Genomic DNA, 25,571 nt, shown 5'->3' on the forward strand with positions numbered 1-25,571 from the left:
CATCTGAACATGCGTATGTTGTTGATTTTAAAAGTATTTATATTAGATTAGGCTGCGGATTTAGGGTAAAATAACTACCCCCTAAAAGCTTTGGTTAACCGTATCCATGCCTGCAAATTATTGGTCAAAACCAGAAGCCATTCCTCTTACTTTGGAAGCTATCGCGTCACTAAGCGAGGAAGAATCCCGCTTACTATTAGCCAAGATTAGATGGGGCAGTGCTGACACGCAGGTCTGCCCTGATTGCGCTGTCGTAGATAAGCACCACAACATCCGGACACGTAGGCAATGGCGCTGCAAGCATTGCTATCACACTTTCTCCGTTACTTCAGGCACACCCTTCGCCGACCATAAGATTAGCTACCGTAAGCTACTCATTGCATTCTTTTGTTTCATCATTAACCATAAGGGCCAGGCCGCACTGGCACTACGTAGAATTATTGGGGGACAGTATCGGACTTCATTTACGCTATTACACAAGATACGTGAGTCGCTTATTCTGAATATGTATACCGCGCAACTTAGTGGTGTCGTAGAAATCGATGGCGGACACTTCTCAGGTAAGAAGCGTAAAGGTCGCACACTCACTAAACCGGAAGTGCTGGCTAAAGATAAGACACAGGTGCCAGCCAAATATAGAGCGCAACATCGCGATAAGATTAAATCGTACGAAAACCCGTACCATCCGAATAGGCGAATCATTATTACACTTAGAGAAGTTTCTTCACAAAAATCAGGTAACTTCAATCCACATACCGGTAAAGAAAAAGGTATAGGTGCCATTAAAACAATAGTGGCGGTATGCCGATCAGAAAACGGAGCGGATATCGAGGCCTTGGTGCATAAGTACGTAGCAAAGAATTCGATGATCAGAAGTGATGAACTACCTGCTTACGGTAATCTAAAGTATCAAGGGTATGGCCATGAGACGGTTAATCACTCTAAGGAGTTTTCAACAGATAAGGGTGTTAATCAGAACCAGGCGGAGTCCTATTTCTCAAGGTTACGTCGCGCTTGTATCGGCGTATTCCATCGCATGACACCTAAACACATGTTAGCGTATGCTGTAGAAATGGGTTGGCGTGAGGATGTGCGTAGGCTAAGCACAAGCGAGCAATTACAGATGTTGCTTAGGTGTGTGTTCAGGTCTGGCGTTTCACCTGACTGGTCTAATTATTGTCGGGGCAATAATCGCAAAGTTGAATTACTGTTTCAGGGTTGATTGTCAGTAGTATGGTGAACCCATTGCCAGAGACCTTGTTTAGAGCCTTCTATGGATGGAAGCCGAATTACAGCACCATGTTTTTTGAATATATTTAGGGGCCCTCGAACCATTTCTCTGGCACGGGTCCGGTCACTAACTGAGATTAATGGATACCCGAACTTTTCAGCCATATATTGAACAAGTTCTCCTGAGGACATGGGCTGGTCTGAATTTTTCAAAACCCTAACTAACTCTCGTCTAACGCTTCCGTGCTCGCCATTCATTGTACGGGGCTTGGCTCTGATGTGCCGTATGTCGTCAAGATCGATGGCAGACAACTCCTCAATCTTAACTCCCAGTTCAGCCAACTGATCGGCAGCTTCGTTAACGGCAGCTATTGCAGCCGTATACTCGTACCTCAGTTCTTCAGCTATCTGTTGAAGTTTGGGTAGGGCGCCACCTAAATACGCATGTTTTTTGATGAGTTTATTTAACTTAATACCGAGTAAAGTAGCCATCTGCACATGACAGCATATATTTAGTTAGTTGTCATGTGCGTCAGAGACATAATAGCGTTCCATTCTATCAAAATTAGGTATCGGTAGCGCAGAAGCTGCTGAAACAGAAGCCCCAGCAGCAACCCAAACCCCAACGGGTTTTGCTCCTGCGGCTGCGGCGATTAGTGAAGTCGATGTCGTCGCCAAGCTGGAGGGCATGGCAGCCTCCCATCCAGAAAAACTCAACTGGAAAACGTCGATAGTCGATATGTTAAAGCTGTTAGGGCTGGATAGCAGCTTGTCCTCCCGTAAAGAACTGGCTGCTGAACTGGGCTGCCCAGCAGACAAAATGGGTGACTCCGCCCAAATGAATATGTGGCTGCACAAAACCGTCCTCCAAAAACTCGCCCAAAACGGCGGTAATATTCCGAAAGAGTTGCTGGACTGATAAAAAATCGCTTGGGTGTCGCCAACCCCTTGCATTCGTTGATAATTGTTATTCTGTTGGGGTGCATTCGTCACCCCAACGAAATGTACTGAGGGTGGGAGATTCTAAAACGGCATCACTACCCATCGCCGGTTAGCAATTATCTATGCAATGCATCAAATCAAAGTATTCCATAGAAGACTCGATAAAAAAATCACGCTTTATCGGCTTGATCGCGCCTTGTTTGAATGAAGCTGAGGTCGGCGATAGTCTCAAGCAATGCCATCTCGACCATCCTAATGCCAGTCATATCGTTTTTGCTTATCGCATCAAAACCGCTAACGGCTTTATCAGTCGTTTTAACGATGCAGGTGAACCCAGCGGAACTGCCGGAAAACCGATTTTCCAACATTTGGAAGGCAAAGAGTTAATCAATGTCTTGCTGGTCGTGATCCGCTACTTTGGCGGCATCAAACTGGGTGCAGGCGGATTAACTCGCGCCTACAGCAATACCGCTAAACGAGTTATCGAAAGTGCTGAGTTACATCGCTTTATCGAATTGGTGGAACGGCGATTGACACTGGATTACAAACAACTACCCGCGTTTGAGCATCAATTGAACAAAATGGACGGCGAAATTATCAATCAAAATTTCGCTGAACAGATTCACCTCACCATTCAGTTGCCGAAAGATAATCTAATTGCTTTATCAGAACAGTTTAGCGGATTGCTTTTGCTATAACCTTCATGTCCTTTCAAAAATATTCTTGTATGACACAAACATAAACGTCGATGTCAGCACATACAAAACCGGTGTCAGCCACGGTGTTATTTCCGTACACAATAGCGCCTCAAATACGAGAAATGCCAGGGTTTTGTAGTACGCTTGCTTTTGTTTTGCGGACTCTTGTCTGCCCACTTCCTTAGCTTGGCTCCAGCTATAATCCTTAAACAACATCAAGGGATAACTGTACCAACTGGCAAAAGTGGCGAGCATCAATAAGGTGAAGATCAGGGAGATATTGGCATAGCCATATAGCCAAATAGCCAGTTCACGACTGTCTCTGCCTCTTAGGTTTTGGGATGTGTACTGCCAATCGAAGAAAAAGTAGCTAATCATTTCTGCTTGACCATTGAGAATATTGGCTAGCGCAGAGAATATAAACCAGCACAGGACAATCATAAGCCCCATGATAATAGCTAAGGGCAAACTTTTCTTAATAGCCCATACAAACCCGACTGAACCGGTGTCCGAATGTTTCATATCGATATATTTTGCTACGCCGACACCCACAAACAGGGAAACGACGGCAGAAAAAATCCCCAACGCATAAGAAACCCTACCGACACATAAAATTATCGCCACAAACAGGATATAAACCACCCAAATCCAAGGGTCACGGCGAATAAACAATAGGCATTTCCTTAACCAATCGCTAAATTTTGTTTTGTTATATATGCTCACAATGTAATCCTGCTAATTCCTACGGCTTTACGTAATTTCTGGATAAAGGGGCTGCTAATTGCTCGTGCTTTTCTCGCGCCTTCCAGTAATTGTTCTTCAATATGGTCGGGTTTTTCCATCAAGGCATCGTATTGTTCCCGTGCTGGCGCAATCTGCTCGTTAACATGCTCAAACAGCACCTGCTTCATTTCACCCCAGCCTATACCTTCTGCATAGCGTTGACGGATTTGTTCGACTTCATCCGTCGTAGCAAAGGACTGATAAATACTAAACAAAGTGCAACCGTCGGTTTGTTTAGGTTCACCTGGTTCCAAGGAATTCGTTTTGATCTTGTTAATCAGTTTCTTCAGCTTCTTCTCAGGCTCGAATAAGGGGATTGTGTTGTTGTAACTTTTGCTCATTTTGCGACCATCAAGCCCTGATAAGGTCGCGCCCTTCTCATCTAGCACGGCTTCGGGTAGCGTGAAATGTTCGCCGTAAATATGATTGAATCTCCCTGCAATATCCCTTGCCATTTCAATATGTTGCACTTGATCTCTGCCGACAGGCACCTTATTGGCGTTAAACATTAATATATCCGCCGCCATCAACACGGGATAGCTGAACAAACCCATCGTAATGCCTTTATCGGGATCGCTCTCGCCGCCTTGTTCGTTATCGGCAACGGCGGCCTTATAAGCATGAGATCGGTTCATCAAGCCCTTGGCAGTCACGCAAGTCAACATCCAAGTCAATTCCAGAATTTCAGGAACGTCTGACTGGCGATAAAAAACCGCATTATTGGTATCTAAACCCAATGCCAACCAAGTTGCCGCAATTTCCAGGCTAGATCGCCGCACTCGCTCCGGTTCTTGGCATTTAATTAAGGCGTGGTAATCAGCCAGAAAATAAAAAGGCTGTGCGTTTTGATCCTTACTGGCTGCGATGGCAGGTCTTATTGCGCCGACATAATTGCCCAAATGCGGGGTTCCAGTGGTGGTAATGCCTGTTAATATGATTGCTTTGTTCATGTGTTTTTCTTTTATTGCTTTATTATTTTTCTACCAGAAAATTTAGACTTTATCAAAACTTTGCCTGTATTTCAGTTTAACAGCTCTTACATTCAACTCAAGTGCAATTCATTTTTTAAACCATCATCAAGAGACCAAGATACCAGATTGAGCCATTAAAGAAAGCCAGTCACCCACAAAATAGGATAGCGAGGATAATCTGCGTGTGCCAACCTTGAAATGATATTGAATTTTTAGAGCTCCTTACATTTAAACCTAAATTAGCCTACAATTTAAACGTTGCGCGTTCAATCGAGTTGGTTTTTTACCTACCCATCCATGTTCTGCGTAAACCACCCATTTAATTGGTATCTAGTTAAAGAAATATTGCCTAATTGTGGGTTTCAGTTTAGCATTCTGGGATGGTCTAACCCTTGGTTTTTGTCGATTGCCTACCCCATAAGCGACTCATAACTTGCCATGACCTAACTCAAGCAGGTTAGTCACTGGGCATTCTAGCTCCATATTTAACGCACTAAATCGATTTACAAAGTAATTAGGATAACGTAGTGAACTTAGAAACACTCCTTGGAATAAATTTTTTTGCTACCGAAAACCTGCCTTTGCTAATCGCATTTTTAAGCATCCTTGTGCTTATCTTATTAGCCAGGATAATGACTAAAAAATCGGCAGGCAAAACTGAACTCGGCGATTATGAAAGCAATTCCACAGCCAAACCCAAGCTTATTATTGAAGCCGGAAGAGCCGACCGCCAATACTGGAAAGACCTCTGGCGATACCGCGAATTATTTTATTTTCTAGCGTGGCGCGATATTCTGGTGCGTTACAAACAAACCGTGATTGGTATCCTCTGGGCACTCATTAGACCGCTATTAACGATGGTCGTATTCACCATAATTTTTGGCAAACTGGCTAAACTGCCCTCCAACGATGTGCCTTATCCCATCCTCGTATTTGCCGCCATGTTGCCCTGGCAGTTTTTTGCCAATGCCTTGTCAGAATGCAGTAACAGCTTGATTAGCAATTCTAATCTGGTCTCTAAGGTCTATTTTCCGCGTTTAATCGTACCTGCCAGTGCCGTAGTTGTCAGTTTTATCGATTTTTTGATTTCTTCTACTATTCTGATCGCATTGATGATCTGGTATAAATTTGTACCCACATGGGGCATGCTGATGCTGCCATTCTTAATCATGCTGGCGTTTGCCGCCGCACTGGGTGGTGGGCTGTGGTTTTCCGCACTTAACATCAAATACCGCGATTTTCGTTTTATTGTTCCCTTTGTCGTGCAATTCGGCTTATATGTATCGCCAGTTGGCTTTAGCAGCGCTATTGTCCCTGAACAATGGCGGTTATTGTATTCGCTAAACCCTATGGTAGGCGTGATAGACGGTTTCCGTTGGGCTATTTTAGGACAAAACACGGCAATGTACTGGCCAGGATTTATGCTCTCTATTGGAATTGTATTGTTACTGCTGATTAGTGGGATTTGGCATTTTCGTAATACAGAACGCACTTTCGCGGATATTATTTAACCATGTCTAACCCTATCATTAAGGTCGAGAACCTCAGCAAAAAATACGTCATTAGTCATCAAACCAGTGGTCGAAACAGACATGGCACATTACGTGATGCTATTACTGATGGCTTTAAGTCAGTCGGCAAACGTTTTACAAAACAATCAAACACTGCTGACCCAGAACACGAAGATTTTTGGGCACTTAACGACGTGTCCTTTGAAATAAATCAAGGCGACCGAGTTGGCATCATAGGGCGTAACGGCGCAGGCAAATCGACCTTACTTAAAATCTTGAGCCGCATAACCGAACCAACCCGTGGCAGAATTACTATTGAAGGTCGTGTAGCCAGCCTGCTGGAAGTTGGCACCGGCTTTCATGCCGAACTTTCCGGTAGAGAAAATATCTTTCTCAACGGCGCAATCCTGGGTATGAGCAAAGTCGAAATCAAACGCAAGTTTGATGAAATTGTTGCTTTTTCAGAAGTGGAAAAATTCCTCTATACCCCCGTAAAACGCTACTCGTCGGGCATGTATGTAAGATTGGCATTTGCTGTAGCTGCACATTTAGAACCTGAGATTTTAATTGTGGATGAAGTGTTGGCAGTTGGTGATGCACAATTCCAAAAAAAATGCCTGGGTAAAATGGAAGATGTAAGCAAGGAAGGGCGTACCATTTTATTTGTCAGCCACAATATGGCGGTGGTGCAGGCATTGTGTGATCGAGGCATATTTCTCACACAAGGCAGTGTATCCAATAATGATTCTATTAGTAATACTGTGAATGCGTATTTAACATCGTTAGAACAAGCTAAAGATGATAATTTACTGCATCGAACTGACCGCCGTGGTGGTGGCAAAGTGCGTGTTTCACGAGTAACTTTACATAGAGCTAAAGAGGGCAGTGGCAATACAGAGAGTCTATTTCAAGTGGGAGACCCCGTAAAAATTAAAATTGATTTTGAAGGCGATTGTCTTGGTCTTGAATGCCGTTTCACTATTTATGAGCAACAAGGACAAGCAATTGCAACATTTAGCAGCGCAGATCGTAGTGAACTGGACAGCCCCTCCAAACAATCAAGCGGTTTTTTTGTTTGTGATTTGGAAGAGCTGCTGTTAATGCCGGGTCGATATAGAATTAATGTGGCGTTATCAGGTAATCATGCGTTACAGGATCATCTTGAAGGAGCGGCTTTTTTTGATGTAGAACAGGGTACTGTGCGAGGGCGTCCCGTGCTTCCCAATTCCTATGGCTACGTCCACTTTCCGCACCGCTGGTCAGAAATATAGAACGAAAACACGGATCTCGTACGCCATTTAGCGCATTCTTGGCTCTTCTTTTCGTTTTAATTTACCTTGTTTAGGAAAAGATAACGATGTTTCAACGACTTAAAGTGATTTTAAAGGACCTGTTTCAATCTGAAGTGCCAAGCTCACTATCGCGGTTGGATCATAAGGAAATTGAATTAATATCCCGTATTCGATCAAATAATTTAACCTATTTGACTGAAAAGAAACTCGCCAGCATTGCTGACACCTGCAAAGCAATTGTTCAAAGCGGTTTACCAGGCACTTTTATCGAAGCTGGATGCGCTCTAGGAGGGTCAGCGATAAATGACATCATCTTGATCAGAAATAATATCCACCCAAGCCAAGGTAGCAGCACTTGCTTGAAACGAAAATGCCGCCATTGCCAAACTTAAAACAACTAATAATTTTTTCATGATATATCTCTCCAAAAATAGATAACAAGTTCTAAAATATTGATTTGCAACTCAGCCATCTTTTATTGGTAAAGACCTGTAGCTTTCCGACCCTACTTCGCAGTAAGTGTAGCCCTGTGGAACGATGAATCGTTGTTCAACTTCACTCTAAGCTCCTTGAAATCCATCTTGTCCTTTTTTGTTCTGGTTAAGTTTTTTAATCTTGGGGATAGCATAAAGGTTTATAACTGTATTTCATATACGTACGATTACCTAGTCACACCAGTTTTTGGATTACAAACCTGTCCCAGAGCTAGTGGGCAAATAGCCACAAAAAAAGGGAGGCAAGCCTCCCTTTCTTAAAAACCGTTAGCGTTTAAGCTTAGGCTTTCTTGCGGCGTGAAAGTCCTGTCAAGCCCATCAAAGCAGAACCGAATAACCAGACTGCAGCAGGGATTGGGGTTTCAACACTTAATGCATAACTGGGTTGACCCAAAGGTGCTGTTCCGAACAAATGTAATGTATATTCACCTGCTCCCAAAACATCACGCCATATCGCTCCATTAACACCAATCGATGCCACAAGAGCATTGGTACTGTCAAGTAATTCCGCAGTCAACCATGATGCTAATCCAGGCAAAGACGAAACACCAACTTGAACTTGGCTAAAAGCAGACAACATAAAAGTCCAATTGTCATCAACTAAACTTCCTGGTAGCACTGGATTCCCAGCAGGATTCCTAGCACCATAAAGACTACCAGGATTTACCTGTATAGCTGTAGCACCTACAGGAGTTGAAACCCAATTCAATGTAGCAGCACTTGCTTGAAACGAGAACGCTGCCATTGCCAAACTTAAAACAACTAATAATTTTTTCATATAAGTCTCTCCAAAAAATAATAACAAGTTATAAAAAATAAAAATTTGCAACTCAGCCATCTTTAATTGTAAAGACCTGTAGCTTTCCGACCCCACCTCGCAGTGAGTGTAGCTATGCGGCATAGAGGGGGATCCACGATGCCACTTCCTTAAAGCTCCCTAAAAATATACTTGTCCTTTTTGTTGCTGGTTAAGTTCTTAACCTTGGGGATAGATTAAAGCTTTGTAAATGTGTTTCATATACGTACGATTACCTAGTCACCCCACTAAAACTCCTTAATGCTGCTTGTCCTTGCTCTTCCTTGGTTAAGTATTTAACTTGGATATAGGTTAAAGGTTTGCAGACCCATTGAATATACGTACGATTACCTAGTTACCCCAGTTTTTTACGGTGATATCCAAAACTAACATCCCGCTATTTTTCTCTAATCTTGAATTCCAAAATCACAGAATCTAACTACTTTTCATCTTTTTTAGTCTTGTACCTACCGCTAAACTCCTTAACTTTGGTTCTAGTTTATTAAATCCGTCTAATAAGAATATCCATATACTTCTCTAGCCCCATCCTAAAATCTAAGAACCCTGTTCCACTCCATTTATCAGGCAAATCCATTGTTTTCCTTAATCTTGCCTGTATCTTGTCAATAACAAGATATCCTTGAATCCTTAACTTATTTACTGCCTTGCATCCGTGCTGCCTTGCGGCTGGTTCTTTAGATTCGGGGCTACTATATCGCCTAGTCATTTGTAAAAATATCCGTATAAACACCTAGTCTCAGTGTGTTGGCTTTTTTCGCAACTCAAACAGCCCTAATACTTTTAGTCCTAGGTAGGTATTACAAGATAAAATATTGCTTTATCTACCTCTATAACCCAGCAAAACCATCCATGCTTGCCAGCCTGATCCGATTTTCCATACGCTATTACGGCGTTGTGATTGCCATTGCCACGTTAATATTGCTGGTTGGCGGTTACCGTTTTGCGACGGCGGGGCTGGATATTTTTCCTGAATTCTCGCCCAAGCAGGTCATTATCCAGACGGAATCGCCAGGGCTTTCTTCCGAGCAAGTTGAGCTGTTAGTGACCCAGCAGGTTGAACTGGCGGTCAGCGGAGTGATTGGACTGCAATCCGTGCGTTCGGAGTCGATTCAGGGTTTGTCGATCATTACCGCTACCTTCCCAGAAAACAGCGACATTTACCGCAATCGGCAGCTTATCAATGAACGGCTGGCGAATTTATCGACACACGTACCAAACGGTATTGCGCCCATCGTCTTGCCCTTATCCTCTTCTTCCTCCACGGTATTGACCTTGGGACTAAGCTCGGAACGCGTTGATCTGATGGCATTACGCAGCCTGGTTGATTGGACGATTGTCCCCCGCCTTCTCGCTGTTCCGGGCATTGCCGATGTCAATGTGTTTGGTGGCGACATCAAGCAACTGCAAATACAGGTCGATCCTGTGCAACTGCAACGCTTTGGCCTTTCCTTGGATGAAATTATCCAAGCGGCTACATTAGCGGCAAACATCCAAGGCAGCGGTTTTATCGAGAACCTTAACCAGCGTTTTACTGTACAGGTGACAGGATTACCGACCACGCCCGAACAATTTTCGAAAGTCATCGTCAAGCGCGATAAAGGTGCCAACATCACGCTAGGTGAAGTGGCGACCATCATCTATGCGCCTAAACCAGCGATTGGTGCGGCACAGATCATGGACAAGCCGGGCATTGTCATCATGGTGATCGCCCAGTATGGGGCCAATACCTTATCGGTTTCCAAATCGCTGGAAAACGTGTTAGAGGAGATTACCCCTACCCTTAGCAAGCAAGCCATCAACTTTTACCCGCATTTATTTCGCCCTGCCGACTATATCGAACGGTCAATAAGCAACCTGTCCAGGCATCTGTTGATCGGTGGCTTGTTTGTGTTGATTATCCTGTACTTGTTCCTATTTAACGTCCGCGCCGCCATTATTTCTGCATTGGCGATCCCTGTTTCCTTATTAGGTGCAGTGATAGTGCTGCTGGAGGCGGGTGTCAACCTCAATATCATGGTATTGGGCGGCTTGGCGATTGCATTGGGTGAAGTCGTCGATGATGCGATTATCGATACCGAAAACATTTTCCGAAGGCTGCGGGAAAATCGCTTATTGCCCCAACCTTTGCCCATAGACGACGTGATTAACGCCGCATCGCTGGAAGTGCGCGGCTCTGTCGTCTATGCCAGCTTTATCGTGGCGTTGGTGTTTGTGCCGTTATTGACCTTGGATGGCGTAGCGGGACGGTTGTTTGCACCGCTCGGTTATTCTTATATATTGGCTATCTTACTGTCTTTGCTGGTTGCGTTGACTTTAACCCCCGCACTTTGCCATGCCCTATTAGGCCGTTATGATCTGGATACGACAGAACCGCCGTTGATAAAAGTCCTCAAAAATTTCTACGGGAAATGGCTGCTAGCGGCAAATAGACATTTCAAGCCGATCTTAATAATAAGCATCGTCACTTGCTTAACAGGCTTATTGGCTTTCTTTACGCTCGACCACAAATTCCTGCCCGAATTGCGCGAAGGCCATTATATCGTCCACACCGCCAGCATTCCTGGCACTTCATTGGCGGAATCCATCCGCATTGGCAGCCAACTTACCCAACAATTCATGGCGATTCCGGGTGTGGAATCGGTATCACAATGGGCGGGACGAGCAGAACGCGGAGCCGATACCTACGGTAGCCATTACAGCGAATACGAAATTCGGCTGAAACCGAATTCAGGGGCAGGACAACAAGCGATATTAGACGGGCTTAGAAGCATCTTGGGCAAATTTCCAGGCATTGGCTTTGAAGCCAATACTTTTTTGATCGAGCGCGTGGATGAAACTATCTCCGGTTACACATCGCCTGTGGTCGTCAATATTTTCGGCAACGATTTGAATACACTTGATGGAAAAGCGCAGGCTGTTGCCGAAATCATCAAAGCTATTCCAGGTGCGAGTAATGTCCAGGTACGTTCGCCGCCAGGCACACCGTTTGTGCAGGTGCATTTGAATATGAATCAACTTACTACTTGGGGAGTAACGCCGGAACAAGTCATGCTTTGTTTGCAAAGCGCGTATGAAACGACCGTGGTGGGCAAGCTGTTTGAGGGGAATAAGGTATTTGATATTGCCGTCACCTTGTTGCCACAACAAAAGACGAATATCTTACCCATCAGTGACTTACCCATCAAAACCCTGGATGGAACTATCATACGATTGGCGCAAGTCGCTGACATCAAGCCTAACACCGGACGTTACAATATCCTGCGCCAGAATTCACAGCGCAAACAAACCATCACCGCCAATATCGTTGATGGCGATATGGACAATTTTATGCAAACACTGAAATCCCGTGTATTCAAGGAAATCGCTTTTACGGCGGATACCTATCCTGAGTTTACCGGCACAGCCGTCGAGCAAGCAAAGGCGCGTACCAAACTCATCCTGCACTCCTTGTTGGCTGGTGCTGGTGTGTTGATACTAATAACTATAGCCATCGGCAATCTTCGGCAGGTATTGCTCACCCTCGCCAACCTGCCTTTTGCGCTTATCGGAGGCATCGCGGCGGTTATCCTGACCGGAGCGCCTTTATCAGTGGGTTCTATTGTGGGTTTTATTACCTTATTCGGCATCACTGTACGTAACAGCATCATGCTATTGTCGCACTGCCAGTATTTGGTCGATCACGAAGGCAAAACCTGGCATCTTGAAACCATCACCTTGGCCGCGCAAGAACGCTTGCCGTCCATTTTAATGACCGCCCTGGTCACCGCCTTAGCCATGTTCCCGATTGCCTTCAGCAGTGACAATCCGGGCTCAGAAATCATGGGGCCAATGGCGGCAATTATCATCGGTGGCTTATTTTCTTCTACCTTGCTGAATTTGTTGCTGTTGCCGTGTATGCTGCTGCACTATGGAAAACGCTGAATTTTCACATTAAGATTTACATCGAACCAAACTTATCTATACCCATCCCAATAAGCACTCATCGTTACCTTCTCCAAAGGGAGAGTAATCCAAAATCCCGTTCGCCCTTCACTCTTACTTTCCAGCTAACAACATAAATTTCTGCCATATAGGTATTCGTACTTAGGTATTCGTACTTAGGTATTCGTACGAATATTTTTTAATTTTCTAACTCCGTAAAATTTACCCATGCTTAATGAAAAAGCTTACGCGGAAATTAAATGCGATCAACATCGCACTTAAAGATCCAGCATCGTAAGCAGACCTCAAAGAGTAAATGACATAGCCGCAATTTAATGCCAAGAAGGCAGTTTTTTGAGGCTGATATTTGGCTTAGGTAGATTTTATGCCTATTCATTCAACTCGGAGTTAAAAATGAAACACCTATTATTTATTGCAATATTGTTAAGTTCTTTTGGGGTTAATGCGGCAAATTTTTCGTTTACTGGCAATTTAGATCATGATGACGATTTTAGAACATTTAGTTTTACTGTTGATTCAACCAGTGATGTAACTATTCGTACATCATCATATGCAGCCGGTGGGTTTGATCCTTTACTTGTGCTTTTCGATAGTACTGGAACTTGGATAAGCATGAACGATGATATCAGTACTGATGATGGACTGTATGACTCGCTGATAACCTGGAATCTTGATGCCGGCAATTACATTGTCGCTTTAGCACAATTTGGTACTGATTTAACCCAAAGCCCAACCCTAAAGGAAATTGTGTGGTCTACCTTTTATGAAGGTTTTGATGATCTCACCAGCTTTTATGCATTAGACATCAACAATGTATCGTCTGCATCTATATTAAACAATAATGTCTCATCCGTCCCCGTCCCAGCCGCCGTATGGTTATTTGGTTCTGCTTTAATGGGGTTACTGGGCATGAGAAAAAAATCTCATACAGCAACTGTTTAGTCCCTTCGGTTACATAGCTTTATCGTACAGATCCAGTCATATTTACCGATATAACTGGATACCTTACTGATAAAGCCTGCAAACCGTTAGATTTAGAACTCAGCCATTACACACTCACATTTGTATCATTTAATGGTATTTATTTTTTGGAGAACGCCATGAAAATACGATTATTTTTAATCACTACACTGCTACTGGCTTGTTTTACCACAGCAACGTTTGCGTCAAACTTTAAGCATCAGGCTTTTGGTCAAAATCATAACTCTGGACACAACCAAAGTTGGAGTCAGCCAGTATCGACTCAGTTTGGACAGCACCATAACCCTGTCGACCATGAGGTTAAATATACTAACTATGATGTCAAAAACCTCAGCGAAATTAAAGATCGCTACGATACCATTCCTAAATTGTGCAAAAAGAAGGATGGTGGTGAGGATGAAGAAAACGACGACGATGAAGAGGAAGAGGAAAACGACGAAGTCAGTAATGTTCCTGTCCCTGCTGCGCTTTGGTTATTTGGCTCCGGTTTGCTCGGATTACTTGGCGTTAAGCGTAAATCTTAATAAGCTGATTTTAATAATGAGCTAATGATCTCTATTACCTTACGGAAACCGGTATACCCCCTCCCCTAACGATATAACTAGGGCGAGGGGCTTCATATAACAACTTTAATGTAATGAATGTTATCTATTAGGGTTGCCAAGAACTGTACAAAAAACCTAGTTTTAAAAAACAGCTTGATATAGGTATTCGTACGTATTTTCTTACATTTTAAATTCATTAAAATAGAGCCATCAATAATTAATAAAGCTTTTAAGAAGACTTTACGCACTAAAACAATGCCGTTGTGCGCCACAATGATTATTGATGTAACAAAGCCACACTTGTTGAAAAACAAGGTCGGAAAACTTCAGGTCTTAGGGATGATTATCGAAGATAGCTGGGTTGCATAGTGTTTTTAACTGATGTTTTAAGGAGTTTTTATGAAAAGGCAATACTATTTCCTCGCAACTATTATACTGGGGCTTTTTTCTTCAGTAAGTTCAGCAGCAACACAAAGTTTTTGGGCAACAACCAGCCAAAGTGATACCGCTTGGGCACCAAAATTTTTAAATGAAGGTGGTTCAAAAACATTTAATATCAATTACAGCAGCTTATACAATTTGGGAAATAATCTGACAATTAATTCTGCTAAATTGTGGCTTTTGGCTGTGGATGATTATTATGGAAATCATTGCTCAGAACAGGGGGGAACAAGCTCTCATTGTAACGATGATACCAATAGACGTACGCAACAAGATCCCCTAGAACAAGCAAAAATCGTTAACATTGAAGGTATACCAGGCATCTACGGCAGCCCAATTGAAATTAATGAGTTCAAATGGTATGACCTAAACATTAACGTAGCAAACTACTTATCAATTGTTGATGGTCAATTTAGTGCTACTGTTAAAGCTGCTTGTGGCGATTTTTGGTACAAAAATGCGAAACTTGTAGTTGATTATGATCTTAAGCCTGTGCCAGTTCCTGCAGCAATCTGGTTATTTGGTTCAGCTTTGATGGGTTTAACAGGTATGAAACGTAAGTCTATTCGGCGTAACGTAGCAGCATAAACTTTTCAAATTATTCAAGCAGAATTACTTTTATTCGTTTGCTAAAACACACCCAGCTTGGTTATTATGACCAAGCTGGGTTTTTTTATGTGAACAGCCTTAACAATTAGTTAACCGTAAAACTCTCACCGCAACCACACTCACCCGTGACATTCGGGTTATTAAACTGAAACGCTTCATTAATGCCTTCCCTGCGATAATCGAGTTGTATGCCGTCAATAAACGGCAGGTCATTTTGTTGCACGATGACCTTCACCCCGAAATCTTCAAAAACTGCGTCATCGTCCGCTACGGCATCAGAATAATCCAAGATATAGGCATAACCGGAACAACCGGATTTTCTGACACCCAGTTTTAAACCCACACCCTTGCCGCGTTTTTCCAACTGTCTTGTAATCTGACGAGCCGCGCTTTCTGTTAATGATACTGCCATAAACCACCTCTAGCCTGGGATTACCAGGGCTTGTAATAAATTAGTAAATTCGATAATTTCCGCTTCCGTATTCGTTTTTCCTAAACTGATACGGATTGCACTTTTAGCAAGTTCTGATGCTACGCCCATTGCTGCCAACACTGGACTTGGCTTACCGCCACCACTGGCACAGGCGGAACCGCTGGATACCGCTATGCCTTTCTGGTCGAGCTTCATGAGCAACATTTCACCATCCATTCCCTCAATTCCAAATTGCACAGTATTCGGCAATCTTTGTGCTTCTTTTGCAAAAATGGAAATGCCAGGAATAGCCGTTAAGCGATCTTCCAATAGATTTCTTAGCTTTAGCAAATGTGCCGCACGTTGGGCAAGTTCTGCACCCGCAAGTTCCGCCGCTTTACCAAAGCCTATTATGGCGGGACTATTTTCCGTCCCTGCCCTAAATCCTTGCTCTTGTCCACCGCCCAAAAACAGTGCTTTTAAGCTAACTTCTTTGTCAAAAATTAATGCGCCACAACCTTTAGGCCCATAAATTTTATGGCTGGATATGGTCATCATGTTCACACCCAACTCATTATAGAGTACCGTAATTTTACCCAAAGCTTGCACGGCATCAGTGTGAACGAGAATGCCCTTATCTCTTAGCTGTTGTGCATAACGGGCAATATCCTGAATAACGCCTGTCTCGTTATTTGCTAGCATAATGGAAACCAGATAAGGATGGTATTGTAGGGTTTCATCAATCGCATCTTGGCTAACAAGCCCATTACGATCAACGCCAATTAACTTCAATTCGTGACCTAACCTAGCCAGATTGTCGGCTGGTTCGCTAATGGAAGTGTGTTCAATAGCAGAAATTGCTAATTTGGCTTGAGGTTTTATAGCTGTCAAAGCAAGATTGTTAGCTTCCGTACCACCACTGGTAAAGATAAGCTGCGTGGGCTGCGCCCCAACTAACGCGGCTATTTGCTCCCTGGCTGAATCAATCGCGCTCCTAACCAGCCTTCCGTGCCGATATAAACTGGAAGGATTACCATAAAACGTCGTCAAGAACGGCAGCATGGCTTCAAGCACCCGATCATCAATTGGGGTGGTGGCATTATGATCAAAATAGATCATTTTCCCGTATCGTCCCTGCCTTGTTCCTTTGTATTTGGATTATTTGTTGGACATTTTGGTGCTGGCGTTTGGCTACTTCCTGTACATGTTGCTTTTCCAGCAATTCTGCGAGACTAATGTCTTTTAAATAATCCCTGATTTGTGTGCTTAAACCTGTCCACAAATCGTGCGTCAAACACGCCTGATCGCCTTGGCAATTGGATTTTCCTCCGCAACGTGTGGCATCAATTTGTTCGTCAACGGCGGCAATTATATCCGCAACGCTAATTTCACTCTCCTTAAGGCATAGCTGATAACCCCCACCCGGCCCACGCACCCCTTGCACCATACCCGCACGGCGTAAACAGGCAAAAAGTTGCTCCAAGTACGATAACGAAATAGTTTGCCGTGCTGCGATTTCATTCAAGGTAACCGCCCTATCCCTGCCATGAAATGCCAAGTCAAGCACGCTGTTACCGCATATCTGCCTCTTGTGGTTAAACGCACACACATCCCCAACAGTCACTCAATAATCCCAGCACTATACTTAAGCCTTTGTAATAGTCAACCCTTATGCTTTTAGCTACGGGGATGAGCAGTGTGTTTACAATCTGAAGTGAGATTTTCTCGCTCCCAAGCCCATCGCTATGCTTGTTCCCAAGCTGGGGCTTGGGAACGAGCATAGAACGGAACTTAGGAATCAGGATTAACCTAACATCGCCGTCCTTCACCATGCCCGCACTATCTCGATCAACCCTTCCTGCCCAGCATAATTCCGTGCGCTTGAATAACGCCAATGCTCCGGCAAATCGACATAGCCGCGTTTTACTGGATTTTGATGGATATAATCCAGCTTTTGCCGCATTACCTCTTCGGATTCAATTAATTGCGGATGATTGCCTTCTTCCCAGACCTGGTAAGTGCTTTCCGTTTTGTGCGTGCGTTTAAACAATGCCAGCAGCTCCAGTATATTCGCAGCCTGGCGCTGCTCCAGAAAAGCGATGATCTGCTTGGCGCTGTAGGCTTTAAACCGCTGCATATCCCGGCTTAAATCCGTCGATGCGGCAATAAGATGCAAGTGGTTTTCCAGGATGACGTAGCCGTAGATCTGGAACTCAGCCTCCCGCTGCAAAAACCGCCAGGAATCCAGCACGATATCCACTACCTCCGTGCGCGTGAACAGCGGTTGCCAACGGTTAACCGTTGCCGTCATGAAATGCGGATAGTCCTTGTTTAAAATGCGGTAACGGCTTCTTGGCATGTGATTATCTTACGCTAGTTTAATGCTCGTTCACAATCTCCAGATTACGCTCGTTCCCAAGCTCCGGCTTGGGAATGCTATTTTTGGAAGCTCTGGCTTCCTTTATTAATGCTTGAAGCTAGAGCTTCCAAGGTGTGTGTTCCCAAGCTGGAGCTTGGGAACAAGCATTCTATATTTAAGCATAAATCAAGCCCGCAAAAAGCCTAACTCAAACACTTGCGGTTGCAGTTTGTCGCTCAAAGTTTTGTATGCCGTTTCAAACGGCTTAAAATCAATGGCTACGTTATCGCCGCTGGCATTACGCGCTTTGAGCGCATTGCGAATTTGATACCAGCCCACATCGGCGCGGTTCAACTTCAATTCATCACGGACGCTACGCACGTCGGTTTCGGCGAAATACGCTTGCCATAACACTCGTCCGGCATCCAAGACCGCCTGTGCTTCTAGGGAAATGCTGGAGTGCGGCGACATGTCGCCGCGTGCAGCGTGCGTAGACGCTGCTTGCGTAGACGTGTCTACGCACTCCACCTGCTTGGCTTGCAACGCCGCCAGGTATTGCACCATAAAGTCAGATTCAAAACGGTCTGGCGCGTTGACTTCCGTCTCGGTATAAGGGATGAAGTGGTTGACGATGTTCCATTTCTTGCCGTTCCATTCAAGGTCGTTGGCGCTGGCTGTTAAGTTGCTGCCATTAAACAACATCCAAATTAAGCAGTCGGTTTTGAATTCATCGGATAATGGCTTAGTAGGCTGTAAAAACTGGTCGCGGTCGTTGAGCCAAGTTTGCCTTATGACGCGGCGAACTGTAAAGACAATCGCAACTTGCCAAAGAGTTTCAGGCGTGACGTAAAAACCACATCCATTGCTATAAACTGAAGACAACAATCCTGTTTGATTCGCATTTTGTACGTCGCCACCTTTGCACAAAAAATAACCAATTGAATTTTCACACCATGCGGTCACTTTTGCTTTAGCCATTTGTGGATGAATTGCATTTTTTAACGTCTAAATGAAGACAAATGCTATGTTTTTAATGACAATAAAGAAATACTGAATGCAGACAACGCAGGAACAGTGCCACCGCCCTGTATTGACTACCTACATCTTTGTAGGCAGTCCCAGTGATTTTTTGGGGATTTTAGATGTTACCTTATGCAAACGCGCTTAACTTAATGGCATCAAACACGATTTATTTCGATCAAGGCATCAAAGCACCCTGCAACAAGCTCATGGTAGTAGAACCACCCTGACCTTGTACGTATTGCAAGATGACGGGGATGAACTGGCTCATCATGCCGGAATCCATGCCCAAGCTCTGAAATGAACTTGCCAATGCGGCCATATTACCCAGACTGCTACCGCCACCTAGAGCACTAGCTGCACTGCCAATAAGGCTACCAGATCCACCCAAGGCAGGTGCTGCTGAGAGTAATTGCGACATCCCTGGTACAGCTTGGCTGACTTGACCGAAACTGGATGGACTCATGCTTTGTTGAGCCATGGAAAAGATAGAACCTGCACCGCCAGTTGCCTGTTGCTGCGTAATTCCTAGCTGCTGAACCAGAATGCCTACCAAACTAGGTGCTTGGGCAGTCGCAGGTGTTGCACCAGCAATACTACCGACCGTGCTTGCAGCAGTTCCAACTGACGGTAATTGTCCTGCTACCGTACCCATAGAGGGTGTTACAACCGCAGGGAGTTGGCTGGACATCGTACTTGCTGGCAAGCTTGCACCGCCTGTTTGTACCGCGTTCTGTGGCATAGAAGCACATCCTGTGAGTGTTGCCAACACAATAGTTGCCATAGTTGCAAATGTTTTCATTAATAGAACTCCTTGAAGTTGATATTGAGTTTGAGTTAGAAAAACTGAATTGCAACGACATTAATCATTGCTCTTTACTATTTATCGAACAGGTAATACTTCTTAGAACCTGTTCAAGATCTACCGCACCATCACAGTCGAGTAAAATACACAGGAAATATTAACCGTGTAAGTCGGGAATGAACGTTAGCACATCAGTTTAGATGTAGCAAACTTTGCCTTAGGCTTTCGGCGGCACATAGCCCTGTGGCATGTCGTCGTTGCCTTCAAACAAAAATTTATTCCTTTCCTCTGCTAAATAAGCCCTAGCATGAGGATCATAACTCGCCAATTTATTTTCATTGATTAACATGGTCTGCCTACTTAGCCAATCTTTCCAGACTTGCTTGGATATTTTCTCAAATATTTCCTGACCTTTCGCGCCAGGAAAAGGTGGCTCGTCCAAACCTTCGGCTTCTTTGCCTAATTTCACGCAGTTAATTAATCGGGTCATTTTTGTTCTCCTTTGAAGTGTTGTTGCAATAGCAGTTTAATAGGTGCAGAAAGCCCTAGTTGCTTGATTTGTTGGTTGTTATACCAGTTAACTCGATCATTTTCCTGGATAAAGTCCATTGTGCTATTCGTTTCGATAACTAATGGGGTGTAATCCAAGTGGTAATGCGAAAAGGTATGTCGTTGCTGATTACCGGATTTTCGATGGTCTATAGCAATGTTATTGAGGTTACACCAATTCTCAGCATCATCCTCACTGGCAAACTCCGGCAAACTCCATAGCCCACCCCAGATACCGGTAGGTGGTCTTTTTTCCAGCATAACCTGTTGATTATTGTGTAATAGCAAAAATATCAATTGCTTGACGGGCAATTTTTTTGTCATTCTTCGCGTTGGTAAATCAGCTACCGTTTCAGTTTTCCATGCTAAACAAGCCGTCGCAAGCGGGCATTCTTCACAAGACGGTTTACTTCGTGTACAGACAGTCGCGCCTAAATCCATCATGGCTTGGGTGTAATCAGCCACTCGCTCATCAGGTGTAAACCTAGCGCTGATTTCCCAAAGCTGCTTAATGACCTGGCTGTTGCCCGTCAAACCTGAGATTGCCTTATATCGCGCTAATACTCGTTTTACATTACCATCAAGGATAGGGTGGCTTTTGTTGAAAGCAATGCTTAAAACAGCTCCGGCTGTCGATAGACCTATGCCCGGCAACGCCATGAGACCATCCAAAGTATCGGGGAACTGACCTTGCTCACCGATAATCCGCGCCGCTTTGTGCAAGTTTCGCGCACGGGCATAATAACCCAAACCCGACCACATCTGTAACACCTCATCAATCGGAGCTTGCGCCAGACTTTCAACATCGGGAAACTTGGCAATGAATGTCCGGAAATACGGGATGACCGTGGCAACTTGAGTTTGTTGGAGCATAATCTCAGAAAGCCAAACCCGATAAGGGCTAATATTTTGTTGCCAAGGTAAATCTTTGCGACCATGTTGGTCAAACCATGCCAACACGTTTTGCTGAAATGTTGCGGGATTCATGACTGGTACTTATTCCTGCTAGAAAATCTTTTTCAGCAGATCACCGACTCCACCAGGACCAAGTTTCTTATCCAGCTTATCCATTAATTTATCAATTTTTACTTTGTTTTTATCCAGAAAGTGTTCGATTTTTGCCTTGTTTTTATCGGTTAATAATGCGGCCACATCCAGTGTGTAGGTCGGCTTGCTAAATGTCCCGCTTATATGAATGCCGATAGGCGTGTCGTGAACTTGTTCAGGCGTGGTGGCGGTGGCTTCCGCTTTAAGCAGTTTGGTCAATATATTGTAATCCACACCCTCGGTATTAAGGTTGACACTGCCTTTACCCGTGCTGCGTAATTTTGCGGTATTGGCAATAAGGTCATGATTTTGCAGCAAGCCTTTGCTGATGGTCGCCGTGCCTTTGATTTCGGAAAAATTGGTTTGGTCGTGCTGTGAATCTACGCGTAACGCGCCACCTTTGACCAGTTGTTTACCGTTTTCAAGCATTTTTTGCAGATTGAAGCCCTTTATAAAACCGTCTTTTAAAAAAAAATTGACCTTACCTGTAAGGTTTGAGCTGATTTCTTTTAGCTGACTGCCTTGTCCGTGCAATTGGGTTGATAAAGTAACAATACCGCCCAACTTCGCTTCCCCTTTGATGGCTTTTAGCAAAGGTTCAAGGTGAATATTGGTTAATTTTTCATCCAACGCTAAAGTCGATTTTTCTGTACGTGCATCAATATTAAGATTCCCTGAATAACTACCCTGATAAAACTGCTTCGCTGTTTGCTCGACTTTAACGATGCCTTTTTTTGAACTGAGGGTTAAGTGCAGGTCTTGTAAGGTCATCTTATTGAATGTCATTTTACCCAACGCCAGCTTACCTTCTGCATCGAGCTTTCTAAGCCAGTCCAGCGGCAAGCTAAAAGTCCCCGCCGCAATAGCCATACCAGGGCTTACTATGGGTTTGCTTGCTTTTTCTAACGGCGCTAAATAACGGTCAACATCAATCGCGTCCACAACAGCATCAAACAAAATCGCAGGGTTGGTAAAATCTTTAATCGTCACAGAACCCGTGCCGTGGCTGTTATCCAAGGTGACATCCAGATTCGTCAATTCAACTTGGTCAGGATTCGCCTGAAAAAGAAAGCTTGCGCCTAGATTGGTCAGGGATTTGGGATCGCTCATGGGGGGAGGAGCAATATCCCATTGTTTCATAACTACGCTAGGATTGAATGGAGCTGCAACGACTGATCCCTGAAAAGTTGGTTTATCTAAGAACTGCTCGCCAGTGATATCGGCGGCAAGCTTAAGATCACCAGATTGCAGTTGCAAACCCGAAAACTTAAGCGTTTGTTGGGTAACATTGACGGCTGCATTGGGTGCGGTAATCGTGACGGCTAATGACTGACCAGACTTTAATTTAACAGCATCTAGCCATTCCAAATGGCTATCGATAAACACAAAATTATCCAGTTTTTCATCAACACGCAAAGCAGTGGTTAATTTTACGTCTCCAGCAAACTTTACCGCCTCACCGGAAACAGCCATCGCCAAATCGATTTTTACTGGCTCGTCAAAGGTAAACTTATCGGCTGTGAATTGGATGTTTTTTAGTTCTAACCGTCCCCCAGTTTGTTGATTATCCCAATTCACCTGGGCGTTATTTATAGCAATGCCACCGACAGTCAGTGCGGCCAGCGCGGATTGGGGTTGGATATTTTGGTTATCGGGCTTAGCTGCGGTTGTAGGAGTATCAGACGATGCTGATGAGTTGAGTGCAACTAAATCAGCCCAATTACTTACACCTTGCTTATCCTTAACCAAATTTAACGTCAAACCTTCTAAAGTGATGGTGTTTACTTCGATTTTCTGCGACAACAGAGGCAACAACTTAACGTTGATGTCGCTTTTAGCAACGGTAATAAATGGCAGCTCTTGAAATCCCAGCTTGTTGCTAATCACCATTTTTTCAGTCTTCAAGCCTACCCAAGGGAATACGGACACCGTAATATCACCCTCAAACTCGACATCACGTCCGACCTTATTTTTAATCAAAGCTGCAATGTCGGTTTTATAGTCATTGGGATCAACAAGAAAAGGTATAAGACAAACAGCGATGGCGAGGACAAGTAGCAATACCGAGAAGCCAGCTAACAAATATTTGGTCATTTTTCTCACAAGTTATTTCCGGTTTTGACTGGTAAAGTTGAGGTAATATAAATAATCTTATGAAGATAAGGAAATAGGATAACAAGCAAGTGAATAAATTCATTAATGGTTGTAAAATTCAGGCTGTCCACAGAACTTTAATAAATTTGTCATATTACTTTTAAAGAGGAGAGAACATGTTACTTTTAGCAAAACTGGCCGCACTCGGCATCGGTATATGGTTTTATATGACGGCAGATAAGGTGGGCGAGCCACCAGCAAAATGGGTGATAATTGGGCTAATCGGCTACTTGATTACTTGGTTTCTGGTGGATTTGACGTTGGTTAAAGCATTAACAGCGGCAGTAGCTAAAAAAAGCACGGCAATAATTGTTGTTACCCAAATACCTGCCTTGTTCGGTCTAGTTGCCGCTTATTTTATTAGAAAGAAATTACTGAGTAATCTCAACACCAACAACTGAATTATCAAAACGCATTGCTTTAAAGCAATGCGTCATTTGATTTTCTGATTGTTTACAGCTTATCTGCGTTTTTATCTAAATATTCAGCAACGCCGGCAGGGCTGGCATTCATGCCGGCATCACCTTTATTCCAGCCCGCTGGGCAGACTTCACCGTGTTCTTCATGGAATTGCAAGGCATCAATCATACGTAGCAACTCATCCATGTTACGGCCTAGCGGCAAGTCATTGACGACTTGATGGCGAACAACGCCGTTTTTGTCGATCAGAAAAGTGCCACGATAAGCAACGCCGGGTGGTACTGCCTCAACGTCATAGCCTTTGCAAATGCTATGGGTCATATCGGCTGCCATTGTGTAGCGGACAGGACCAATACCGCCTTTATTGACTGGAGTATTGCGCCAGGCATTATGGGTAAAATGGGAATCTATAGACACTGCAATCACCTCAACACCACGGCTAGTAAATTCAGCCATGCGGTGATCCAGAGCAATCAGTTCGCTAGGGCAGACAAAAGTAAAGTCCAGCGGATAGAAGAACACAACAGCATATTTGCCGCTGGTCGCTGAAGAAAAACTAAATGAATCAACGATTTCTCCACTTCCCAAAACGGCTGGAACGGTGAAATCAGGGGCTTGTTTACCGACTAGAACGCTCATCAAATATCTCCAGGTTATATAAAAAAACAAAGGGGTAAAACTGTGCCGACCACCTTTCAGCGCATATCGCTAAAGGGATATGTCGGTCATTTTACACCAGATTGGTCATCAATTGTCTTGACATACAAAATTCGCTTGCATTTCTTTACACTTAAGCGATAATTTGTAATCGTAAGCTTACAAATTTAGCGATTGCCTTTCTTTCCCCAAAAAAGAACTCCGGCATAGCAACATAACTTTAATGTTACTTGGTTTATTTATTTTTGAGATTGTAGTATGACAAAAGTTAAGCATGTCACAGAACCCGATGTGTTCGGTTATCAGGTTCGGATCGTTAGGCGCGGCAAAGAAAGTAGCCGTTATTTTTCCCATAAGCTATGGGGGAACAAAGCCAAATCCTTAAAAGCTGCCGTCACTTGGCGTGACCAAATGTTAATTGCACTTAAGGGTAGCAAAACACGTTTTCTCAAACCGCCAAAAAATAAAACCACCACGGGTGTTACCGGGGTTTCTAGGACGATTAAATTCGATCATCGGAAAAACAAAAGCTACCTTTGCTATACCGTGTTTTGGGTAGATAACGGAAAATCCAGAAACAAAACTTTCCAGGTAGGTAACGTAGAAATTGTTACCGCCGACGATGAATTACATGCCTTCCGTACCGCCCGTTTGTTTAGAAGCTGCTACGAACATGCCATAGACAATGACCTTCCCTTCCATGACGAAACCTTTGCTGGCTGGAAAAAAGTACGTATCTACGAAAATGAGAATCTAAAGGCGGTATAAGCTGTTGTAGCTAGAACCTAAAGACCTCCCGTTAGGCAATTGCCGCTTATTTATTTAGTTTGAAGCTGAATTTTGGGTTTCTTTGCGTTCAACGGCAACACCGTCAGATACTTCAGGTTTAAAA

At 43.9% G+C, this 25,571-nt stretch carries 25 protein-coding genes and 3 riboswitches; of the genes, 11 read left to right on the top strand and 14 right to left on the bottom strand.

The window, feature by feature from the left end:
* Positions 1–106 precede the first annotated feature (106 nt).
* A complete protein-coding gene (locus AC1YY3_RS01915; RefSeq protein WP_482194278.1) occupies positions 107–1,222 on the top strand; it encodes an IS1595 family transposase in 1,116 nt (371 codons plus the stop codon).
* Here the strand turns inward: AC1YY3_RS01915 and AC1YY3_RS01920 are convergent.
* Positions 1,213–1,722, bottom strand: coding sequence for a hypothetical protein (locus AC1YY3_RS01920; RefSeq protein ID WP_482194279.1), 510 nt, complete (start codon positions 1,720–1,722; stop codon positions 1,213–1,215). The genes AC1YY3_RS01915 and AC1YY3_RS01920 overlap by 10 nt on opposite strands.
* Before the next feature lie 79 nt (positions 1,723–1,801).
* Here AC1YY3_RS01920 and AC1YY3_RS01925 point away from each other — a divergent pair, with 79 nt between their 5' ends.
* Complete coding sequence (locus AC1YY3_RS01925; RefSeq protein WP_482194296.1) at positions 1,802–2,149, top strand: DUF3597 domain-containing protein; 348 nt, start codon at positions 1,802–1,804, stop codon at positions 2,147–2,149.
* A 145-nt stretch (positions 2,150–2,294) separates the two neighbouring features.
* A complete protein-coding gene (locus AC1YY3_RS01930) occupies positions 2,295–2,870 on the top strand; it encodes a YigZ family protein (protein ID WP_481824846.1) in 576 nt (191 codons plus the stop codon).
* 3 nt (positions 2,871–2,873) lie between these two features.
* On the opposite strand, the gene AC1YY3_RS01935 is transcribed toward AC1YY3_RS01930, so the two are convergent.
* The gene (locus AC1YY3_RS01935; RefSeq protein ID WP_482194280.1) at positions 2,874–3,593 is read right to left on the bottom strand and encodes a hypothetical protein; all 720 of its coding nucleotides are present in this window, start codon (positions 3,591–3,593) and stop codon (positions 2,874–2,876) included.
* Positions 3,590–4,603: a tryptophan--tRNA ligase gene (locus tag AC1YY3_RS01940; protein WP_481824844.1), complete on the bottom strand. Its 1,014-nt coding sequence runs from the start codon at positions 4,601–4,603 to the stop codon at positions 3,590–3,592. Before AC1YY3_RS01940 ends, AC1YY3_RS01935 begins: the two co-directional genes overlap by 4 nt.
* Before the next feature lie 548 nt (positions 4,604–5,151).
* On the opposite strand from AC1YY3_RS01940, the gene AC1YY3_RS01945 reads away from it, so the two are divergent.
* Positions 5,152–6,135 carry an ABC transporter permease gene (locus AC1YY3_RS01945; RefSeq protein ID WP_482194281.1) on the top strand — a complete coding sequence of 328 codons (984 nt, stop codon included), beginning with the start codon at positions 5,152–5,154 and terminating at the stop codon, positions 6,133–6,135.
* Between the two features lie 2 nt (positions 6,136–6,137).
* The gene (locus tag AC1YY3_RS01950; protein WP_482194282.1) at positions 6,138–7,406 is read left to right on the top strand and encodes an ABC transporter ATP-binding protein; all 1,269 of its coding nucleotides are present in this window, start codon (positions 6,138–6,140) and stop codon (positions 7,404–7,406) included.
* Between the two features lie 476 nt (positions 7,407–7,882).
* Positions 7,883–7,963: riboswitch (cyclic di-GMP riboswitch) on the bottom strand.
* 238 nt (positions 7,964–8,201) lie between these two features.
* Here the strand turns inward: AC1YY3_RS01950 and AC1YY3_RS01955 are convergent.
* A complete protein-coding gene (locus AC1YY3_RS01955) occupies positions 8,202–8,759 on the bottom strand; it encodes a hypothetical protein (protein ID WP_481824840.1) in 558 nt (185 codons plus the stop codon).
* Positions 8,743–8,822, bottom strand: a riboswitch (cyclic di-GMP riboswitch). Its footprint overlaps the gene before it by 17 nt.
* A gap of 765 nt (positions 8,823–9,587) precedes the next feature.
* Here AC1YY3_RS01955 and AC1YY3_RS01960 point away from each other — a divergent pair.
* The 4 genes from AC1YY3_RS01960 (at position 9,588) to AC1YY3_RS01975 (ending at position 15,235) form a co-directional block, all read left to right on the top strand.
* Positions 9,588–12,659, top strand: coding sequence for an efflux RND transporter permease subunit (locus tag AC1YY3_RS01960; RefSeq protein ID WP_481824839.1), 3,072 nt, complete (start codon positions 9,588–9,590; stop codon positions 12,657–12,659).
* Positions 12,660–13,073: 414 nt separating this feature from the next.
* Positions 13,074–13,622: a DVUA0089 family protein gene (locus AC1YY3_RS01965; RefSeq protein WP_481824838.1), complete on the top strand. Its 549-nt coding sequence runs from the start codon at positions 13,074–13,076 to the stop codon at positions 13,620–13,622.
* Between the two features lie 158 nt (positions 13,623–13,780).
* Positions 13,781–14,185 (top strand): PEP-CTERM sorting domain-containing protein, encoded by a 405-nt coding sequence (locus tag AC1YY3_RS01970; RefSeq protein ID WP_481824837.1) that lies wholly within the window; start codon positions 13,781–13,783, stop codon positions 14,183–14,185.
* A 304-nt stretch (positions 14,186–14,489) separates the two neighbouring features.
* Positions 14,490–14,575: riboswitch (cyclic di-GMP riboswitch) on the top strand.
* Positions 14,576–14,605: 30 nt separating this feature from the next.
* A complete protein-coding gene (locus AC1YY3_RS01975; RefSeq protein ID WP_481822941.1) occupies positions 14,606–15,235 on the top strand; it encodes a VPLPA-CTERM sorting domain-containing protein in 630 nt (209 codons plus the stop codon).
* Positions 15,236–15,341: 106 nt separating this feature from the next.
* On the opposite strand, the gene AC1YY3_RS01980 is transcribed toward AC1YY3_RS01975, so the two are convergent.
* From AC1YY3_RS01980 to AC1YY3_RS02020, 9 genes are all read right to left on the bottom strand, one after another.
* The gene (locus AC1YY3_RS01980) at positions 15,342–15,668 is read right to left on the bottom strand and encodes a HesB/IscA family protein (RefSeq protein ID WP_481822940.1); all 327 of its coding nucleotides are present in this window, start codon (positions 15,666–15,668) and stop codon (positions 15,342–15,344) included.
* A 9-nt stretch (positions 15,669–15,677) separates the two neighbouring features.
* Entirely contained in the window at positions 15,678–16,787 is a 1,110-nt protein-coding gene (locus AC1YY3_RS01985; RefSeq protein ID WP_481822939.1) for a cysteine desulfurase family protein, read from the bottom strand.
* A complete protein-coding gene (locus AC1YY3_RS01990) occupies positions 16,774–17,292 on the bottom strand; it encodes an Rrf2 family transcriptional regulator (RefSeq protein WP_482194283.1) in 519 nt (172 codons plus the stop codon). The genes AC1YY3_RS01985 and AC1YY3_RS01990 overlap by 14 nt, the downstream gene beginning before the upstream one ends.
* A gap of 201 nt (positions 17,293–17,493) precedes the next feature.
* Positions 17,494–18,027, bottom strand: coding sequence for an REP-associated tyrosine transposase (locus tag AC1YY3_RS01995; RefSeq protein WP_481822937.1), 534 nt, complete (start codon positions 18,025–18,027; stop codon positions 17,494–17,496).
* A 186-nt stretch (positions 18,028–18,213) separates the two neighbouring features.
* Complete coding sequence (locus tag AC1YY3_RS02000) at positions 18,214–19,005, bottom strand: hypothetical protein (RefSeq protein WP_481822936.1); 792 nt, start codon at positions 19,003–19,005, stop codon at positions 18,214–18,216.
* Positions 19,006–19,225: 220 nt separating this feature from the next.
* Positions 19,226–19,849 carry a DUF2780 domain-containing protein gene (locus AC1YY3_RS02005; RefSeq protein ID WP_481822935.1) on the bottom strand — a complete coding sequence of 208 codons (624 nt, stop codon included), beginning with the start codon at positions 19,847–19,849 and terminating at the stop codon, positions 19,226–19,228.
* 220 nt (positions 19,850–20,069) lie between these two features.
* Positions 20,070–20,342, bottom strand: a complete 273-nt coding sequence (locus AC1YY3_RS02010; protein WP_481822934.1) for an oxidative damage protection protein — start codon at positions 20,340–20,342, stop codon at positions 20,070–20,072.
* A complete protein-coding gene (gene mutY, locus AC1YY3_RS02015; protein ID WP_481822933.1) occupies positions 20,339–21,388 on the bottom strand; it encodes an A/G-specific adenine glycosylase in 1,050 nt (349 codons plus the stop codon). Before mutY ends, AC1YY3_RS02010 begins: the two co-directional genes overlap by 4 nt.
* A gap of 18 nt (positions 21,389–21,406) precedes the next feature.
* On the bottom strand, positions 21,407–23,542 hold the full coding sequence (locus tag AC1YY3_RS02020) for an AsmA family protein (RefSeq protein WP_481822947.1): 2,136 nt from the start codon (positions 23,540–23,542) through the stop codon (positions 21,407–21,409).
* A 176-nt stretch (positions 23,543–23,718) separates the two neighbouring features.
* Between AC1YY3_RS02020 and AC1YY3_RS02025 the strand changes: the two genes are divergently transcribed.
* Positions 23,719–24,003 (top strand): hypothetical protein, encoded by a 285-nt coding sequence (locus tag AC1YY3_RS02025; protein WP_481822932.1) that lies wholly within the window; start codon positions 23,719–23,721, stop codon positions 24,001–24,003.
* Between the two features lie 52 nt (positions 24,004–24,055).
* Here AC1YY3_RS02025 and AC1YY3_RS02030 read toward each other — a convergent pair whose 3' ends face one another.
* Positions 24,056–24,661 (bottom strand): peroxiredoxin, encoded by a 606-nt coding sequence (locus tag AC1YY3_RS02030; RefSeq protein WP_481822931.1) that lies wholly within the window; start codon positions 24,659–24,661, stop codon positions 24,056–24,058.
* A gap of 276 nt (positions 24,662–24,937) precedes the next feature.
* Between AC1YY3_RS02030 and AC1YY3_RS02035 the strand changes: the two genes are divergently transcribed.
* Positions 24,938–25,447 carry a hypothetical protein gene (locus AC1YY3_RS02035; RefSeq protein ID WP_481822930.1) on the top strand — a complete coding sequence of 170 codons (510 nt, stop codon included), beginning with the start codon at positions 24,938–24,940 and terminating at the stop codon, positions 25,445–25,447.
* Positions 25,448–25,571: the final 124 nt, after the last annotated feature.

Source organism: Methyloglobulus sp., assembly GCF_964779595.1.